The sequence below is a fragment of the Acidimicrobiales bacterium genome (genome assembly GCA_022452145.1).
GTDB lineage: Bacteria > Actinomycetota > Acidimicrobiia > Acidimicrobiales > MedAcidi-G1 > UBA9410.
The window spans coordinates 38,326-55,884 of sequence record JAKURY010000011.1 but is presented as its reverse complement, the minus strand read 5'-3'; the positions used below and the strand labels follow the sequence as shown (position 1 = coordinate 55,884).

At 68.7% G+C, this 17,559-nt stretch carries 16 protein-coding genes; 7 read left to right on the top strand and 9 right to left on the bottom strand.

The annotated features are described in order from the left end of the window. Positions 1 to 45 precede the first annotated feature (45 nt). Together trkA and MK177_05725 are read right to left on the bottom strand one after the other, a co-directional pair. Positions 46 to 1,446 (bottom strand): Trk system potassium transporter TrkA, encoded by a 1,401-nt coding sequence (trkA, locus tag MK177_05730; GenBank protein ID MCH2426818.1) that lies wholly within the window; start codon positions 1,444 to 1,446, stop codon positions 46 to 48. 78 nt (positions 1,447 to 1,524) lie between these two features. After that, entirely contained in the window at positions 1,525 to 2,100 is a 576-nt protein-coding gene (locus tag MK177_05725) for a 5-formyltetrahydrofolate cyclo-ligase (protein MCH2426817.1), read from the bottom strand. A 213-nt stretch (positions 2,101 to 2,313) separates the two neighbouring features. On the opposite strand from MK177_05725, the gene MK177_05720 reads away from it, so the two are divergent. Next, complete coding sequence (locus MK177_05720) at positions 2,314 to 4,410, top strand: sodium-translocating pyrophosphatase (protein ID MCH2426816.1); 2,097 nt, start codon at positions 2,314 to 2,316, stop codon at positions 4,408 to 4,410. A gap of 65 nt (positions 4,411 to 4,475) precedes the next feature. Here the strand turns inward: MK177_05720 and MK177_05715 are convergent, their stop codons facing one another. Then, on the bottom strand, positions 4,476 to 5,642 hold the full coding sequence (locus MK177_05715; protein ID MCH2426815.1) for a peptidoglycan DD-metalloendopeptidase family protein: 1,167 nt from the start codon (positions 5,640 to 5,642) through the stop codon (positions 4,476 to 4,478). Between the two features lie 135 nt (positions 5,643 to 5,777). On the opposite strand from MK177_05715, the gene MK177_05710 reads away from it, so the two are divergent. The 3 genes from MK177_05710 to MK177_05700 are packed head-to-tail and all read left to right on the top strand — an operon-like array spanning position 5,778 to position 9,670. Then, positions 5,778 to 8,165: a CoA transferase gene (locus tag MK177_05710; protein ID MCH2426814.1), complete on the top strand. Its 2,388-nt coding sequence runs from the start codon at positions 5,778 to 5,780 to the stop codon at positions 8,163 to 8,165. A 48-nt stretch (positions 8,166 to 8,213) separates the two neighbouring features. Next, positions 8,214 to 8,942 (top strand): TylF/MycF family methyltransferase, encoded by a 729-nt coding sequence (locus MK177_05705; protein MCH2426813.1) that lies wholly within the window; start codon positions 8,214 to 8,216, stop codon positions 8,940 to 8,942. After that, positions 8,939 to 9,670 (top strand): class I SAM-dependent methyltransferase, encoded by a 732-nt coding sequence (locus MK177_05700; GenBank protein MCH2426812.1) that lies wholly within the window; start codon positions 8,939 to 8,941, stop codon positions 9,668 to 9,670. Before MK177_05705 ends, MK177_05700 begins: the two co-directional genes overlap by 4 nt. Positions 9,671 to 9,677: 7 nt before the next feature. On the opposite strand, the gene MK177_05695 is transcribed toward MK177_05700, so the two are convergent. Then, a complete protein-coding gene (locus MK177_05695) occupies positions 9,678 to 11,228 on the bottom strand; it encodes a sulfatase-like hydrolase/transferase (GenBank protein ID MCH2426811.1) in 1,551 nt (516 codons plus the stop codon). Then, positions 11,228 to 11,674, bottom strand: coding sequence for an SRPBCC family protein (locus MK177_05690; protein ID MCH2426810.1), 447 nt, complete (start codon positions 11,672 to 11,674; stop codon positions 11,228 to 11,230). Before MK177_05690 ends, MK177_05695 begins: the two co-directional genes overlap by 1 nt. A gap of 60 nt (positions 11,675 to 11,734) precedes the next feature. Here MK177_05690 and MK177_05685 point away from each other — a divergent pair, with 60 nt between their 5' ends. The 3 genes from MK177_05685 to MK177_05675 all read left to right on the top strand — a co-directional run bounded on the left by MK177_05685 (position 11,735) and on the right by MK177_05675 (position 14,140). Then, on the top strand, positions 11,735 to 12,646 hold the full coding sequence (locus MK177_05685; protein MCH2426809.1) for a 1,4-dihydroxy-2-naphthoyl-CoA synthase: 912 nt from the start codon (positions 11,735 to 11,737) through the stop codon (positions 12,644 to 12,646). Between the two features lie 63 nt (positions 12,647 to 12,709). Next, on the top strand, positions 12,710 to 13,195 hold the full coding sequence (locus MK177_05680; GenBank protein ID MCH2426808.1) for an NAD(P)H-dependent oxidoreductase: 486 nt from the start codon (positions 12,710 to 12,712) through the stop codon (positions 13,193 to 13,195). A 174-nt stretch (positions 13,196 to 13,369) separates the two neighbouring features. Continuing rightward, the gene (locus MK177_05675) at positions 13,370 to 14,140 is read left to right on the top strand and encodes a metal ABC transporter ATP-binding protein (protein ID MCH2426807.1); all 771 of its coding nucleotides are present in this window, start codon (positions 13,370 to 13,372) and stop codon (positions 14,138 to 14,140) included. A gap of 12 nt (positions 14,141 to 14,152) precedes the next feature. Here MK177_05675 and MK177_05670 read toward each other — a convergent pair whose 3' ends face one another. From MK177_05670 to MK177_05655, 4 genes are all read right to left on the bottom strand, one after another. Next, positions 14,153 to 14,827: a 1-acyl-sn-glycerol-3-phosphate acyltransferase gene (locus MK177_05670; protein ID MCH2426806.1), complete on the bottom strand. Its 675-nt coding sequence runs from the start codon at positions 14,825 to 14,827 to the stop codon at positions 14,153 to 14,155. Positions 14,828 to 14,871: 44 nt separating this feature from the next. Further along, positions 14,872 to 15,804 (bottom strand): polysaccharide deacetylase family protein, encoded by a 933-nt coding sequence (locus tag MK177_05665; protein MCH2426805.1) that lies wholly within the window; start codon positions 15,802 to 15,804, stop codon positions 14,872 to 14,874. Positions 15,805 to 15,901: 97 nt separating this feature from the next. Then, a complete protein-coding gene (gene upp / locus MK177_05660; GenBank protein MCH2426804.1) occupies positions 15,902 to 16,525 on the bottom strand; it encodes a uracil phosphoribosyltransferase in 624 nt (207 codons plus the stop codon). A 65-nt stretch (positions 16,526 to 16,590) separates the two neighbouring features. Further along, positions 16,591 to 17,511, bottom strand: a complete 921-nt coding sequence (locus MK177_05655; GenBank protein ID MCH2426803.1) for a LysR substrate-binding domain-containing protein — start codon at positions 17,509 to 17,511, stop codon at positions 16,591 to 16,593. Positions 17,512 to 17,559: the final 48 nt, after the last annotated feature.

The window sequence follows — 17,559 nt, the reverse complement described above, 5'->3', positions numbered from 1 at the left end:
GACCGGAGCCCGGCCAGGACGGTGCGGATCATCCGACCGGCCGGGTCACTCGAACAGGGAGGAGAGGAGTGGCGCCGAGTTGGGTCGGGTCACCGCGATGACGTGGTCACGGGCCCGCAGGGTGCTCCGGCCACGACCGATTTGGGGCTTGCCGTCCCGTACGATCGCGGCGATGAGGACGTCCTCGTGGAGGCCCAGGTCGGCGATCGACTGGCCGTCGCAGCGGCAGCCTTCCGCCACGGCGAACTCCAGGACCTCGGCATCACCGTGGAGGGAGGTGGCAACTGCGGTCACGGTCTCACCCTCGCCCCGGACGAAGCGCAAGACGCTGTTGGCCGTGGCGGTCCTCGGGCTGAGGGTCGCATCCACCTCGTGCGCCTCCAGGAGATCCAGCAACTGCAGTCGGTGGACCACGGCAATGGTCTCGGGTCCGGCGGCGCCCGACCGGCTGTGCCGTGCACCGGCCGCCTTGGCGTAGAGGCAGGCCAGGACGTTGGCGTCGTCCGCGCCGGTCAGGGCTATGACCACATCCTGGCTGGCCACGCCGGCCTCCTCCAGAATCGTGGCGTCGGTGATGTCGCCCAGGTAGACGGTCACCCGACGGTCCAATTCGTCGGTCAACTCGTCGGCCCGTTCCTCCTTCTTCTCGATTATGGCCACGTCGAGGCCGCGCTGGATCAGCGATTCAGCCAGCATCTGGGCTGTCCGGCCGCCGCCCAGGAGGAGTGCCCGGGTGGGCATATCATGGGCCAGGCCCATCCGGGCCGTGACGTCCCCAAGGGCACGACGCTTGCAGATCACGGTGAGTAGGTCACCCTTGCGGAGGATCCAGTCGCCGCGCGGGATGATCGTGCGCTCCTCGTCGGCGTCGGCCTCCCTGCGTGTGATCGATCCCACGATGAAGTCCCAGTCGGGCTCCAACTCGGCACCCAGAGCCCTGAGGGAGACACCGACGAGGGGCGCGTGGCCCGGCAGGCGAGCGGTCAGCACCTCCACCTCGCCACCCGCCATCTGGTTGACCTCCATGGCTCCCGGGTACTCCATGAGCCGAAGGACGGCGTGGGCGACCTCCTCGTCGGGGTCGATTACCAGGTGGTCGTCGGCGCCGTCGAACAGGGCAGCCACCTCGGGGCGACGCAACGGACGCGACTCCACCCGGATGATCGTCTTGGACACGCCGGCCCGACGGGCCAGCAGGGCACTCACGATGTTCGTCTCGTCGACCGCTGTAACGGCGACCAGCAGGTCGGCCTGCTCGATGCCCGCCGCCGCGAGCGTCACTGGGTCGGTGCCGCTCCCCCGGAGGGTCATGACGTCCAGGTCCTGGTCCACCTGACGGAAGCGTTCTGTGTCCGACTCGATCAGGACCACGTGGTGGCCCTGGCGGCTGAGGCGTTCGGCAACGTAGGAGCCGACCTCGCCGGCACCCACCACGATTATGCGCACGGCCCAATCCTTCCCCATGGACGGGCGGCCGGGGTGGCAATCCCTCGGCCTACAAATTTCTGGAGGCCCACCACCCGCTCAGCCTCCCGGTCGGATCAGGCCGGCGTCGGTCACCAGCAGGTCCATGGACACGTCCCAGGGGCGTGGGTCGATCTCTGGCACAACCTGGAAGGCGTGGCAGATCCCGACGAGGACAGGGCCGCCCCCCTCCGACCCGCGGCAGTCGGCAAAGGTCCGGTCGTAGAACCCTGCCCCGTGGCCAACCCGGTTGCCCCGGGAGTCGACGGCCACCAGGGGCACCAGGACGATGTCCAGGGTGCACGGGTACACCTCACGCCCGGAGTCGGGCTGCGGTATCCCGAACGGACCCGCCCGAAGGGGGCCGCTCGGCACGACGAAGCGGAGAGCTTCGCCTTCTCTCGTCACGGGAAACGCCACCTCGAACCCAGGCTCGTCGCGCAGCAGTGAGGGGTCGACCTCCCCGCGGACGCCCATGTATGCCCCGACCACCTGCGCATCCCGGACCTCCGGTAGTCCCAGGATGCGCTCGACTACCAGCGCCGAGGCACGTGCCACCAGGTCGGGTGCCAGGGCCCGGCGACGGGTCAGCATGCCGGACCTCACCCGGCTGACGTCGCCCCGCACGGATTCCATGGTGAGATCGTGGCCCACGGATGGGCGATCCGCCACCCTCACCGGAGTGACCTCCGGCGCATTGCTCATGTGCGGCCCGGGGCCCGTATCTCACTAGAGTTCCCCCGGTTCCGGTGCGAGCCCGCCCCACTCGGCGTGTTCCGTCGAACCACTCCGTCCAAAGACAACCGGCCGGAGTGTCGCTACGTCCCACCTGATCGAGGAGACAATTCCTTGGACGCCATTCCATATCTGGCAGCCGCGTCGGCCCTCCTGGGCCTGCTGCTCGCCGGATTCTTCTTCAAGAACGTGAAGGCCGCCGATCCCGGCAACGACCGCATGGTCTTCCTGATGATCGAGATCCAGAAGGGCGCGAAGGCTTTCCTCAAGAAGGAATACAGCTGGGTCTCGGTCTTCGTGGTCGCCATGGCGATCCTCATCGCCTCCCTGATCGCCCCGGCGGCGGCCGTTACCTACGTGATCGGCGCCTCCCTCTCGGCCCTCGCCGGCTACATAGGAATGACGGTGGCCACCATGGCCAACGCCCGGACCACCCAGGCGGCCAAGGACGGTCCCGGCAGGGCCCTGCCCATTGCATTCCGCGGTGGTGCGGTCATGGGCTTCTCCGTGGCCGGCCTCGCCCTGTTGGGCCTGATGGCCGTCTACATCGTCTTCGTCCTCCTACTCGAGGTCGACGATGCCTTCGAGGTCGTCACCGCCTACGGCCTCGGCGCCTCCTCAATCGCTCTGTTCTCCCGTGTGGGCGGAGGCATCTACACCAAGGCAGCCGACGTCGGTGCAGACCTGGTCGGCAAGGTCGAGGCAGGCATTCCCGAGGACGACCCCCGCAACCCGGCGACCATCGCCGACAACGTCGGCGACAACGTGGGCGACGTGGCCGGCATGGGCGCCGACCTGTTCGAGAGCTACGCCGGGTCGATCCTGGCTCCGATCTCGCTCGTGGCCTTCGCCCTCGGGCTTGGTGCCGAACAGGCATCCGCCATGACGAACATCTCGCTACTGTCGTTCCCGATGGCCATCGCCCTGGCGGGAATGCTGGCCTCGATCGTCGGCTCCTTCTTCGTGAAGGGGTCGCCGTCCACCGACACCAAGGCGCTGGCCAAGGCCCTGCACATGGGCACCAACGTCGCCATGGTCATTGCGGCCGCGGCCACCGTGGCGATTGCATACTGGCTGTTTGGTGACAACGACGCCTTCGACAACCCGCTGGGCCTGGCCATCGCCGTGATCGGTGGCCTGATCGTGGGCTGGGCCCTGGGCAAGACCGCCGAGTTCTACACCTCTGACCACTTCTCGCCGGTCAAAAAGATCGCAAGCCAGACCGAGACCGGTCCCGCCACCACCATCCTCGGCGGCGTATCCACTGGCATGATCTCGGTGGCCGCCTCGGTGGGCCTCCTGGGGATCGGCGTCGGCGTCGCATACTGGGGCGGCGAGATGGCCTTCGACTCGATCGGGGCGTTGGACGGTGGCATCTACGGCATCGCCGTCGCCGCCATCGGCATGCTGGCCACCACGGGCATGGTGGTCTCAGTGGATGCCTACGGTCCGATCGCCGACAACGCCGGCGGCATCGCCGAGATGGCCGAGCTGGACCCGAGCGTCCGCGAGGTCACCGATGCCCTGGACTCGCTCGGCAACACCACCGCCGCCGTCGCCAAGGGCTTCGCCGTCGGATCCGCCGCCCTGACGGCCCTGGCCCTGTTCAAGAGCTTCGAGTTCGCGGTCATCCAGGCCGGCGGCTCGCTGTCCCTGAACGTCGGCGAGGTGGAGGTCTTCATCGGCCTCTTCCTCGGCGCCATGCTGCCGTTCCTGTTCGCAGCTCTCACCATCGACGCCGTGGGTCGGGCCGCCCAGGAGATGATCGAGGAGGTCCGCCGCCAGTTCCGGGAGATCCCCGGCCTGCGCGAGGGCCTCGACGGCGTGCACCCCGATTCGGCCCGCTGCGTGGCCATCTCCACCACCGCCTCGCTCAAGGAGATGGTGGTACCGGGCTCCCTGGCGGTGGTAATTCCGCTCGTCCTGGGGTTCATCAGCATCGACGTGCTGGGTGGCTTCCTGGCAGGCGCCCTGGTGACCGGCTTCTGCCTAGCCATCTTCATGGCCAATGCCGGTGGCGCCTGGGACAACGCCAAGAAGTACATCGAGGCCGGACACCATGGCGGCAAGGGCTCCGACTGCCACAAGGCGGCCGTTGTCGGCGACACAGTGGGCGACCCCTTCAAGGACACCTCCGGGCCGGCGATGAACATCCTCATCAAGGTGATGACGATCGTGTCGTTGGTGTTCGCCTCGGCGTTCGTCGGCTGACCGACCCGTCCGAACCGGTTCGCCAGGGGCCCTTCGGGGCCCCTTCGGCCGTTCCGGGCGGTTGCTCAGCCAGGTAGGACGATGAGGGGGTCCTTGGCCTCGCCGCCGGTGCGGACCTCGAAGTGGAGGTGCGGCCCGGTCGCCCATCCGGTGGAGCCGCACCTGCCGAGCACTTCGCCCTTGTCGATCATGTAGTTATTCGACACGCTGACCTCCTCCTGGTGGGCGTACAGGGTGATCACCGGGCCCTCGTGCTCGATCAGGACCACGTTTCCGTAGCCGTTCCTCCAGCCGGCGAAGAGGACCTTGCCGGCCTTGGCTGCCCAGATCGGCTGTCCCCGGACGCAACCGATGTCGACCCCGTTGTGCTGGCGCATCGTCCCGAAGATCGGGTGCTTCCGGGACCCGAACCCCGATCCGAGCCGGCCCTCCATGGGCATGATGAACCCCTGGCCCGATTCCTTCGTCAGGTCGGGTGCCGACTTGCGGAGTTCCTCAGCGATCAGGTTATCGATCAGGATCGCCATCACGTACTGGTCTCGTTCGAACTGGCGGATCTCTGCCTCGTAGGCCCGAATCCGGTCGTCGAGCTCCTCCTTGACGTTCTCCTTGGCGGCGATCCGTCTGTCCAGGACGAGGATCGACGACTCCAGCTCCCGCTGGCGCACCTCGGCCTCCCGGATGGCATCGTCAGCCGAGCGTGCGATGTCCTCCAGGTCCGACTCGAGCGCCCGCAGCCGGTCCACCAGATCGCCCCGATCACCCGTCACGGCATTCAGGATCGCCGACCGACGGACCCCCTCGGTCAGGTTCTGTGACTCCAGGAAGCTTCCCGGCCGCATCCGCGAGATGTAGACGTCGATTGCGAGCTCCTGGATGCGCCGTCGGAGGTCACCCACCTCAGCCGCAGCCTGGTCGGCCTGGACCCAGCGGAGCGTGGCCTCGGACTCGGCTGCCTCGATTGCCTGACGGGCCGCCAGGATCCTGGCCTGCTGGAGTGCCACGGCGTCGTCCAGGGCATGGAGGGCGTCGGAGACCTGGTCGTCCTCGGCGGTCACGAGGTGGAGTGCCTCGGCGGCCGAAGCGGCCTCGTTCCGGGCGGCCTCTCGCCTGTCCCGAGCCTCCCTGATCGACTCGGTCTCCTTCACCGCTCCGGCCGGTACGGCCATCCCCACGACCAGCAGGCAGGCGACGGCCATGGTTCGGCGGAGGGAGGTGGCAGGTCGGTTCATCACGGAAGGGTCGCCCCATCGCGGGCCTGCGCAGGGTACCTGTGCCCCCGGGTCGGCGCCGTACCCGTGGTGACGCCCTGCCCGCAACCGGGTGGTAGACCCTCGACAGAACCCGCTGCCATTTGCCGAGGGCCGATGCCGACCACCGACCGACCGTTGGAGGACCTCCGGGTCCTGGACCTGACCGACGCACGGGGGGACCTCTGTGCGCGGCTCCTCGGAGACCTCGGCGCCGACGTACTACGGGTCGAGCCCCCGGGTGGGGTCCGTAGCCGTCGCCTTCCGCCCTACGGACCCGACGGCAGGTCGCTCCACTTCGCCTACCGGAACACCAACAAGCGGAGCACGGTCCTGGATCTGGGAACTCCCGAGGGCCGTACCAGCCTCCTGGCGCTGGTGGCCGAGGCCGACGTGCTGGTCGAATCCTTCCAGCCCGGCGCGCTGGCCGACCTCGGGATCGGGCCCACTGTCCTCCTGGACCTGAACCCCGAACTCGTCGTGGCCTCACTGACCGACTTCGGACAGACGGGACCGGATCGGGACCTGGTCGCCACCGACGACGTGGTGGTTGCGATGTCAGGGTGGCTGGCGCTGTCCGGCATCCCGGAAAAGCCGCCGCTGCTGCCACCGGGCAGCCTGGCCTCTGACGTCCTCGGCGTCATGGGTGCCTACGCCGTCATCCTCGGCCTCATCCAGGCGAGCCGGGGCGGCGGCGGCCAGCACCTGGACGTCTCTGCACTGGAGGCCGTGGCCCAACTGAACACGTGGGGGCTTCCCAACTCCAGCCACAGCCTCGCACGAGGCTCGGTGCCGCAGGTGCTCCGCTCAGGTGACAGCCCCATGTACCCGACCATTCCGTGCGCAGATGGCCACGTCCGGCAGGTGGTCATGGCCCCCGGACAGTGGCGTGCCCTGTGGGAATGGATGGGCTCGCCCGAGGCGTTCGCCGACGAGTACTGGGAGAGCTTCTTCAACCGCCTCACCAACCTCGACATCCTGAACCCCATGTTCGAGGAGCACTGGGCCACCATCGAGATGCTCGACGGCTGCCGGGAGGCCCAGGCCAGGGGCATCGTGGCCACGCCGATGCTGTCACCGGGCGACATCCTGGCCGAGGAGCACTTCGACGCCCGGGGCTCGTTCGTCCATGCCGAGGTGGCCCGCGGGACGGAGGCCTCCGTCATGGCAGGCTTGTGGGAGGTCGACGGAGAGCGGGTCGGCTACCGCTTCCGGGCCCCGGAGGTCGGAGAACACGGGACGTTCTTCGCCGGGCCACGATTCCAGGTCGACGGACGACCGGGCGGGCCACCCGACATGCCACTGCGTGGCCTTCGGGTCGCAGACTTCGGTCACGGGGGCGTCGGCGTCGAGTGCGGGCGGATGCTGGCCGAGTACGGCGCCGACGTCGTGAAGGTGGAGAGCCACGCCTACCCGGACTTCATCAGGATCTTCCTCGGCAGCGAGATGACACCCTCCTTCGCCTCCTCCAGTCGGACGAAGCGCTGCCTCGGCCTGGATCTGAAGCACCCGGACGCCGCCGAGGTCCTGGACCGCCTGGTGGGGTGGGCCGACGTGATCGTGGAGAACAACTCCACCGGCACCATGGATGAGCTGGGCCTCGGCTGGGAGGACGTCCACGCCATGAATCCTCGACTGGTGATGGTGAGCAGCCAGCTGATGGGCTCTCGGGGCCCACTTGCCGACTGGACCGGCTACGGGCCGACCATCCAGACCGTGGGCGGGTTGAGCTGGCTCTGGGCGTTCGACGACGGTGACGGACCGCCCGGCAGCAACGCCATCCACCCGGACCACCTGGCAGGTCGGATCTGTGCCCTGGGGGCACTGGCCGCCGTGATCGGGCGGAACCGGGGCGGCAGCGGTGCCCACGTCGAGGTCGCCCAGGTCGAGGCCCTCATGGGAACCCTAGGAGACCTGTTCCTGAGCGAGTCCCTCACGCCCGGATCGGCCCGACCGGAGGGCAACGACTCTCCCATGGGCGCCCCCTGGGGAGTGTTCCCCTGTGCCGGCGACGAGCAGTGGTGCGTGGTCTGCGTCCGGGACGACGTGGACTGGATGAACCTTCGCCGCGCCATGGAGAATCCAGCCTGGGCAGGCGGCACCGATCTGGACTCGACGGCCGGCCGACTGGCCGCCCGTGACAGGGTGAATGCCGGCGTCTCGTCGTGGACCGCCACCATGACGCCGCTGGACGTTCAGGACCGCTGCCAGGCGACCATGGTGCCCGCCGGACGGCTCATGGACACGGTTGACCAGTTGGAGGACCCTCACCTGGAGGAGCGCGGGTTCCTCGTGCGGCTCGACCAGCCCGGACTGGGGGCAGTCGTTCTGGAGGGGGCATGCATCACCGGTAGCGGCATGGCCGGGCCGGTCGTCGGGCCGGCTCCGTTCATCGGGGAACACACGCGCCGCTTCTGCGTGGAGGACCTCGGAATGGACCCGGATCTCGTCGAGGAGCTCATCGCCGCCGGGGCGATGGAGGCCGTCGACGGGCCGGCCTCCTAAGCCGATGTCGACCGACCTCCGTCGCCGGGCCGTCGTCGAAGGCCCATGGTGACCGACCTCCGTCGCCGCTACCTCGACCTCCTGGCTGGCTGCCTCTCCCGAGATCTCTTCGGGGAGTACGAGCCGGACGTGGACCCGGCGGATCGACACGAGGGCCTGGACTGGCCGGCCACTGCCGAGACGATGATCGGCAGGCGCCGCCTGGACAACCTCATCGACTGCCTGACCACGGTGCTGGACGACGACGTGCCCGGGGACCTCGTGGAGACGGGCGTCTGGCGGGGCGGCGCGACCATACTCATGCGCGGCGCCCTGGCCGCCTGGGAGGACGCCGACCGCTCGGTCTGGGTGGCCGACTCCTTCCGGGGCCTCCCATCTCCCGACGCCGCGGCGTATCCATCCGACCGCGGCGTGGACCTCTCCGGCATCGAGGCGCTGGCCGTCTCCCGGGACGAGGTGGCCGCCAACTTCGCCCGCTACGGGCTGCTCGACGACCGCGTCCGCTTCCTGGAGGGCTGGTTCGCCGACACGCTCCACGCGGCCCCCATCAGGAGCCTGGCCCTGCTCCGCCTCGACGGCGACCTGTACCAGTCGACATGGGAGGCTCTGGACGCTCTGTACCCGAAGTTGTCGCCTGGTGGCATAGTCATAGTCGACGACTACGGGGCTCTTGCGCCGTGTCGGGCCGCCGTCCACGACTACCGGGACAGGCACATGATCCGTGAGGAGATCGTGACCGTGGACTGGACGGGTATCTGGTGGAGGCGGGACCGGTGAGCACCACAACAGGGACACGCCAGGAAGCGATTCACCAACGTGAAGCGCAGCCATCCGACGCACGCCGCTACGAGACGTACTTCCACCTCCTGGTGGATCTCCATCGGATGCTCCGAGTTGATCGGTACCTGGAGATCGGCGTCAACGAGGGCCACTCCCTGGCCTGCGTGGGAGCCCACACGAGGATCCTCGGCGTGGATCCCGCTCCCCGCGTGGTCGGCCTCGACCATCCCGACTGGTCGATCGTGGTGGCGACGTCGGAGGCGTTCTTCCGGGACCACGACCCGGTCGCGCTGCTCGGCGGTCAGGTTGATCTGGCGTTCGTGGATGGGCTCCACCACGCCGAGGTTGCCCTGGCAGACGTCCTGGCCATCGAACGGATCGCACACCCCGGCACCGTGATGCTGGTCCACGACGTCCTACCGATCGATGGGCCCAGCTCGGAGCGGCAACGCACCGGCATGGTCTGGAGCGGCGACGTGTGGAAGGTGGTCGTGCTGCTGCGTAGGCATCGCCCTGACCTCCGGGTCACCACGCTTGACGTGGGTCCTACCGGGATGGCCGTGGTCACCGGATTCGGAAGCCAGCTGTGCGATGCCTGGGTGGCCGACGCCCTGGCCGGAATCCTGGCGTCGAACTACGACGACCTCGTCGCGATGGGCCTGGACGAGGCACTGGGCGTGCAGCCCGCCACCCGGGACGTACTGGCTGGGCTGCTCGGGGGCTGAGCGGTCCTCAGACCGGGGACTGTACGGCCAGGCGCTCGCCTGGTCGCGCCGGCAGGTGGTCGTCCAGGTCGGCCAGCAGGTCGTCCCGGAGAGGGAGCCGGGACGGATCGCCCCAGAGGTTGACCCGCTGGAAGGGGTCCTCGGCGAGGTCCCAGAGCTCGCCCTCGGTGCCGTCATGGCAGGTGCCTGGCTCGTAGCGGGTGCAGACCATGCCGTCCCTGGTGAGGGTCTGGAGGTGGACCTCCGCTCCGCCGGAATGCACGCTGTCCCACTCGGTCAGGGCCCGTTGGCGTCCCTGTGCCGCGGCATCCGCGGGCGAGGTCGGGAGCGGCTCGCCGTCCATCCAGTCCGGTACCGGGAGTCCGGCGATCTGGCAGAAGGTGGGCGCCAGGTCCACGAGTCCAACCGGATCCGCCACGACGGATGGAACCATGCCGGCCGATGGCGCCGGTCGCCACACCAGCGGCAGGCGCATCAGGGAGTCCACGTGGTAGGGGCCCTTGAACAGGAAGCCGTGGTCTCCCTGGAACTCGCCGTGGTCGGTCGTGAAGACGACGTCGATGTCGTCGGCCCAACCGCGGGCCGCTGCTGCCGCCAGGACCTTCCCGAGCGCTTCGTCGATGAGCTCGTTCTCGATGTGCGCCATGGCGTTGACCTCCCGGACCTGGTCCGGGGTGAGGGTCGCTGGCACCCAGCTTGCCGGCGCCTCGTAGTTCGAGACCAGGGAGCCGTCATACCAGCGACGCCAGTGGGCTCCCTTTGCGTCGATGGCGGCCTCTCGCGCACTGCGGTCCTCCAGGTAGCCGTCCGGAAGGTCGAGGTCCCGCCACGAGACCCGATGCTGCTCAGATGTCGGAGGATCCCAGGGATGGTGGGGATCCGGAAAGCTCAGCCAGCAGAACCAGTCGTCGTCAGCAGCCAGGCTGTCCAGCCAGGCAATGGCGCGATCCGCCACCCAGTCCGTGTGGTAGGCCTCTCTGGGCACGTCGTTGAACCGGACCTGGGGAGCGTCCGTGTCACCGCCCCGCCCGCTACTCACCTCGAGCGTCGCGTCCAGCGCCGGGAAGAAGCTCGCCATGTGTTCCGGGTGGTTGGCTCGGAGCCATCCGCCGAAATGGAAGAGGCCCGCCGAGCCATGGCCGGCGAACTCCATCCGCTCAAAACCGCGATGCGGCCGGCCATCCTCGTCGGTCGCTCCGGTGACCCCCATCCGGTTCTCGGGAAAGCGCAGAAACGGGTCGAGGAACGGTTCGAAATGGGCCTTTCCGAACAGCCCGGTGCGGTAGCCGGCATCGTTCAACAGCCCGGCCACCGTCGGTGCGTCCGCCGGGAGCGGCACCCCGTTCATCCAGACGCCGTGGTTCCGGACGTGCTGCCCGGTCAACATCGTGGCCCGTGACGGCATACAGACCACGTTCTGCGGGTGGGCCCTCTCGTAGCGCACTCCATCGGCGGCGAGGCCGTCGACCGTCGGCGTCCGGGCGATCGCCCCGCCGTTGCACCCCAGGGCGTCGTAACGCTGCTGGTCCGTGGTGACAAAGAGGATCCTGCGTCCCATCAGGCAACTCCCGTATCGGTCGGTGGTGTCCAGCCCCGCGAGGTGGTGCCGTCCTCGATCAGTGCCCTGAGGCCCTCGAGCGCATCGACGATGGCGCCGTCGAGGACGGAGACCAGGGGCTTCGGGTCGATCTCCTGTTCGTAGACGACCCGACTGCCCTCCAGGGCCTCGAGCACCGTGATGCGGCCGCGATGGTTGTCGATCTGCATGGGTCCCGTGATGCGATATTCGAAGCATCGGGCCTGGTGGTCAATCCTCAGGATCTCCTCGAGGAAGAAGCCGCCGACCGCAGTCGCAATGGTCCGGACGTTCCCCTCGACCGTCGAGCCGACCATGCCCGGAAACCATTCAGCCTGACGTTCCGGGGCGGCCACCACCTCCCAGACGACTTCAGGAGGCGCGTCGATGAGGATCTCGCGACGGACGTCGGGCCGGTTCTCAACCACCTGGCTGATCGTAGGCACCGGTTCTGAGCGGTCGGGTATCGGGCCGTATGCTCCTGGTTCATGGATGACTCCTCGGTCTCGGCGATCTTCGACCCCGATCGGTGGGCGCCGGTCTCGGGTTTCGACCTGGCCGACATCACCTACCACCGGGCCATCGACCAGGGCACCGTGCGGGTTGCCTTGGACCGGCCGGAGGTCCGCAACGCCTTCCGACCCCACACCGTCGATGAGCTGTACCGGGTGCTGGACCACGCCAGGATGACCCCCGACGTGGGGACGGTCCTGTTGACCGGGAACGGGCCGTCACCTGTCGACGGGGGCTGGGCCTTCTGCTCCGGTGGCGATCAACGGATCCGCGGCCGCGACGGCTACCGCTACGCCGACGGCGAGACTGCCGAGTCGGTGGACCCGACCCGGACCGGACGCCTGCACATCCTCGAGGTGCAGCGCCTGATCCGCTTCATGCCCAAGGTGGTCATAGCCGTCGTGCCGGGTTGGGCGGCCGGAGGGGGGCACAGCCTGCACGTGGTCGCCGACCTCACGCTCGCCAGCCGGCAGCACGCTGCGTTCAAGCAGACGGACGCCGACGTTGGCAGCTTCGACGGCGGCTTCGGGTCGGCCTACCTGGCCCGCCAGGTGGGTCAGAAGTTCGCCAGGGAGGTCTTCTTCCTCGGCCGGGAGTACTCGGCCGAGCAGGCCCATGCCATGGGCATGGTCAACGCGGTGGTCGAGCATGCGGACCTGGAGTCCGTCGCCCTCGACTGGGCTGCCGAAATCAACGCCAAGAGCCCGACCGCCCAGCGGATGCTCAAGTTCGCCTTCAACATGATCGACGACGGCCTGGTCGGCCAACAGGTATTCGCCGGGGAGGCAACCCGGCTGGCCTACGGGACCGACGAGGCCCGGGAGGGCCGGGATGCGTTCCTTGAGAAACGTCCGCAGGACTACTCGGACTTCCCGTACCACTTCTAGTTGCATGGAATCCTGACGGCATGGAGTGGCCATCCGACCTCTCTGCAGGTCCGTCACGACACCGTGGCTGATCCTCCCCGACTGCTGATCGTCTGGCATTCCGCCTCAGGCGGCACCAGAAGGCTCGTGGACGCCATGGTGGACGGGGCCACCGACCCGGTGATAGCCGAGACGCTGGGGTCGACGGTCGACGTGCGGGTCATGGGGGCCCTCGACGCCGGCGTCGACGACGTTCTGGCCGCCGACGGCTACCTGCTCGCCACGCCGGAGAACTTCGGCTACATGTCGGGCGCCATGAAGGACTTCTTCGACCGGACCTACTATCCGTGCCTCGAGTACACCCGGGGACGCCCCTACGGCCTGCTGGTGAAGGCCGGTGGTGACGGACTCGGTGCGGTCGCTGCGGTGGTTCCGCTGGCCGCCGGCCTGGACTGGCGTCCGGTGCTCGAGCCCCTGGTCGTGCGGGGTGACGTCACCGACGAGCACCTGTTGGCCGCCCGGGAGCTGGGAGGCTCACTAACCGCCGGCCTCGCCGGTGACCTCTGGTGAGTGCCGGTCCTCGACGGCCCACGGCCGCCAGGGCGGCTCCGGTGTCGTCGGTCGCCAGGACCTCAGTGCTCTCCAGGCCCCCGCCATAGGGACCTTTGGTGTGGGGCGACTATTTCTACCGACCTAGTGGCCAGGTTGTCGACCGGGCTGAACGAAGCGAGAATGATTCTCATCATGGATCCGCGACAGATGGGCGACCAGCCCGTGATCGGACTGAGCAATGTCACCGTGGTGCGGGGAGGACTACGGGCTCTCGACTGCATCGATGTCGACTTCCGCTCGGGAACGGCCACTGCGCTGGTGGGCCCCAACGGTTCCGGCAAGACCACCCTGCTGGAGGTCCTCGCCGGCCTACGGGCACCGACCACCGGCCTCATCGTCGGCGAGCGGCCGTCGGTGGCGCTCGTGGCGCAACGCCACGCTGGAACCTGGATGCCCCTGACCGTCGGCGAGGTCCTCCGCATGGCGCGCTTCCGCTCCACCCTCCTGCCCCGCCGTCTCGGACCGTCTGACCACGCCGCGGTGGATGCTGCGGCCGGACGCCTCGGCGTCCGGACACTCCTGGACAGACCGCTGGACCGCCTGTCCTTCGGGCAGCGTCAGCGCGTCCTGGTGGCCCAGGCCCTGGCACGCGAGGCGGACCTCCTGCTCCTCGACGAGCCGATCACGGGCCTCGACCTGATCAGCCAGGAGAGGATCCTGAGCGTCATCGGCCAGGAGCGGGAGGCGGGTCGCATCGTCGTCCTGTCCACCCACCACCTCGACGAGGCTAGGCACTGTGACCAGGTGCTGGTGCTAGACGGTCGTCTGGTGGCAGCCGGAACGCCCGATGAGGTGTTGACCCCCGACGTGCTCCGACAGGCCTACGGGGAACGGGTCCTGGACGACCACGCGCGCGGCCTAGTCCTGGTCGACGACCACGGCCACGGCCACGAGTACGCCTGACCGCCGTCCTGTTCAGGTGATTCGCCCGGTCACCCGATCCGAGACCGCCAGGCACCTGGCGATGGCGGCCATGATCTCCTGGAGGGCGAAGCTGGGCTGCTCGGCCTCCATGACGCCCAGCACCTCGCACCGCAGCGCCAGAGGGAAACGCCGCCACGGTCTGATGTGGGGGAGGTTCCGGCCCCGTGGCCAGAGACGCTCGGTACCACTCGCGCCGACTGCGACCACCGGACGACCTGTGGTCAGGGCCAGGCGACCGATTCCCGGGCGGGCGGTACCGACGCCGGTGGCCGCCCATTGGGCCTCCGGCACCACCCGACCCTCGGGCATGATGGCCACCGACCAGCCATCGGCCATCACCTCGGTGGCGATGTCCAGGGCCTCCGTCCCGTGGACCGGTATGCAACGAAGCCGATGAAGCAGGCCACCGATACCTGGCCTGTCGAAGTAGGAGCCGGCCACGAGGGGGCGGATCGGCCAACCCCATGAGCTGAAGGAAGCGGCGGCCATGAACAGGTCCGCCATGCTGCGATGGTTGCCGGCGAAGATCACCGGCTCGTCTGGCACCTCGGGCCTCGGACCCGCATCGAGCGTCGCCAGGAGGCCCAGACCGCGCGCCACCCGTCGTTGTACGGCCGCCAGGGACGAGGCCTCGACCGGATCCGGTGCGTTCGGGAACTCGCGCATGGTTCCAGAGCGTAGGGAGGCGGCGCCGCCGAACCCCGTTCCGGTCAGGGTAGCTCCGGCAGGTGGCAGCCCAGCGAGGCGTCATGGCGGGAGCGACCGGCGTTGCGGGCCCAGAGGCAGATCGGTCCACCGGGATCATGGTCCCCGACCATGATGTGGAAGTCATGGTCTGTGGTCGTCGCTCCGAGCACGGTAGGGACGGGGCCCCCGGCCACGACCAACTCCAGTCCGCCGTCCGGGGCGTCGGCGTCGAACGCCCATCCACTGATGTGCACCACCCCCCCGGATCGCCAGACCCGTTCCACGAGGCCAACGGGGACGTCGCCGGGTCCACGGGTGGCGATCCGGGCCTCACGTTCGGCGGCGGGCCGGCAGGCCGGCAGGGCCTCGAACCGCCAGCCGTCGGCAATGAAGGCCGGCAGGACCTCGGCCACGATGTGCAGGGCCAACCACTTGCGGTCGTGGAGGAGGACCACCGAGCCGTCGTGGCGCTCGTTGGCCAGGTAGGCCAACGCCACCGGTACCCATGGGTCCCGCCACTCCTGGGGGTCCGCCGTCCAACCGACATGGACCATCCCCAGGCTTCCGGCCACGGCATCCACGACCTCGTTTCGGTTGCCGTAGGGGGCCCGGAAGCAGCTCGGGCGGAAGCCTCCCAAATACTCGACCAGGCTCGATGTGCTGTCCAGGTCCGCGGCCACGGCCCACGGATGCATGTCGGCCATCCGCCGGTGGTTCCAGGAATGGTTGCCGACCGTGTGCCCGCGGCTCAGGAGGTCCTGGACCTCCTCCTCCCCCCAGCGGGGTTCCAGGTTGCGACCCAGGGGGAAGAAGGAGGCACGGGCCCCGTGCCGGTCCAGGAGGTCCAGGAGAAGCGGTGTCAGCATCTGGTCGGGTCCGTCGTCGAACGTGAGGTAGACGACCCCAGGATCCCGGCCGACGGGTTCCGGGAGGCTGGTGTCTGTGGGGGTGCCCACACCTGCTGCTGATGCGGGGACAGCGTGGCCGGTGGCGGGTATGGCCAGGAGTGCTACCGCCAGCAGCAGGACGAGGGACCGGAGGCGGTGCCGGATGTCAGGTCGTCCCGAAGATCCGGTCGCCGGCGTCTCCGAGGCCCGGGACGATGTATCCCACCTCGTTCAGGCATTCGTCGACCGCTGCGGTCCAGATGGCCACGTCCGGATGGGCGTCGTGGAGGGCGGCGATGCCCTCCGGGGCCGCCAGCAGGCAGAGGAAGCGGATTGCCGAGGGGTTTCCGGCCATCACCCGGTCGAGGGCAGCGATGGCCGAGTTGCCGGTGGCCAGCATGGGGTCCACCACAATGGCCATCCGGCCCTCCAGCGGCGGGAACTTGCAGTAGTACTCGACCGCCTCAAGGGTCTCATGGTCACGGTAGAGGCCCACGTGGCCAACCCGGGCCGACGGGAGGACCTGCAGAACACCGTCCAACAGGCCGTTGCCGGCCCTCAGGATCGAGATCACCACAGGCTCGGCGACCAGCTCCGGCTGGTCGGTCTGGGTCAACGGCGTCGTTATGCGCACGTCGCGCAGCGCCAGCTCCCGGGTCACCTCGTAGGTCAGCAGCAGGCTGGTCTCGGTAAGGAGCCGTCGAAACCGCTCGCTGGAGGTGGTGTCCCGGCGCATCTGGGTCAGCTTGTGGGCGACCAACGGGTGGTCGACGACATGGAGCTCGGGCATCGACCCACCCTAGGCTGCTCGGCCGACGGGGTACGGATACGGCCCGGGGCTCCACGCCCGGGCACTCAGGCGTGGGCGACAAGCCAGTCCCGGAGGGCCTCGGTAGCCGAGGTCAGCGTCCGTCCGGCGGGGGCGTTCAACCACATCGGCTCGTCGGTGGTCACGGACTCGAGTACCGGTCGGACGAGCATCCCCCGTACCACCATGTCGTCCACCAGGTGGTGCCAGCCGAGGCCCACCCCCTGGCCCTCCATGGCGGCGTGCAGCAGGACGGTGTAGTCGTTTGTGATCTCCTCCCCCATTCCCTCGGGGACGCCAATGCCTACGGCCCGGAACCACTCCGACCAGCGCATGCGCGACCGGTGGCGTTCCTGCAGGGTCAGCAGCTCCGCTCCCATCAGGACAGCGAGGCTCCAGGGACGCTTGCCGATCGAGTCGGCGTACTTGGGGCTGCAGACCGGATAGACGGTCTCATCCATCAGGGCCCACCGCTGGCAGCCCGGCCATCGGGCCCGGCCGACCGGGATGAACAGATCAACCGTGCCGGTGTCGAAGTTCCGGTCGGAGTCGGTGGTGACACAGCGCACGTCGATCTCGGAGTGGGCCGCCTTGAACCGTGCCAGGAGTGGCATGAGCCAGCCGCTGGCCGTCGCCGTGGAGACCGAGATGGTCACCACCTCGGTGGCTCCGTCGTGCAGGTGCTGGACGTCGCGGACGGCCTGGTGTACACGGGTTAGGCCGGCTCCGACGCCGTCGGCCAGGATCCGGCCCGCCTCGGTGAGGCTGATCCCGCGGTGGTCCCTCTCGAATAGGGCGCATCCGAACCACCTCTCCAACTGTCGGATGGCATGGCTGATCGCCGACTGCCCCACCTCGAGCTCGTCGGCGGCACTGGAGAAGCTGTGGTGCCTGGCCACGATGGCAAAAGTCGTCAGCCCCTGGATGGACGGGAGGTCGCTGGTGGCGGGGGTATCGATCTCTTTCATGCATCCATGAGATTACTCATCCTTTACAAGGAGTGAAAGCACGCGTAC

What these genes read in the sequence shown, in the direction of transcription:
- MK177_05725 (MCH2426817.1), bottom strand. Translation starts at nt 2,100, where the DNA reads ATGGAATCCGTGCGGGGCGACGTCAGCCGGGTGAGGTCCGGCATGCTG.
- MK177_05715 (MCH2426815.1), bottom strand. Translation starts at nt 5,642, where the DNA reads ATGAACCGACCTGCCACCTCCCTCCGCCGAACCATGGCCGTCGCCTGC.
- MK177_05710 (MCH2426814.1), top strand. Translation starts at nt 5,778, where the DNA reads ATGCCGACCACCGACCGACCGTTGGAGGACCTCCGGGTCCTGGACCTG.
- MK177_05695 (MCH2426811.1), bottom strand. Translation starts at nt 11,228, where the DNA reads ATGGGACGCAGGATCCTCTTTGTCACCACGGACCAGCAGCGTTACGAC.
- MK177_05685 (MCH2426809.1), top strand. Translation starts at nt 11,735, where the DNA reads ATGGATGACTCCTCGGTCTCGGCGATCTTCGACCCCGATCGGTGGGCG.
- MK177_05675 (MCH2426807.1), top strand. Translation starts at nt 13,370, where the DNA reads ATGGATCCGCGACAGATGGGCGACCAGCCCGTGATCGGACTGAGCAAT.
- MK177_05670 (MCH2426806.1), bottom strand. Translation starts at nt 14,827, where the DNA reads ATGCGCGAGTTCCCGAACGCACCGGATCCGGTCGAGGCCTCGTCCCTG.
- upp (MCH2426804.1), bottom strand. Translation starts at nt 16,525, where the DNA reads ATGCCCGAGCTCCATGTCGTCGACCACCCGTTGGTCGCCCACAAGCTG.
- MK177_05655 (MCH2426803.1), bottom strand. Translation starts at nt 17,511, where the DNA reads ATGAAAGAGATCGATACCCCCGCCACCAGCGACCTCCCGTCCATCCAG.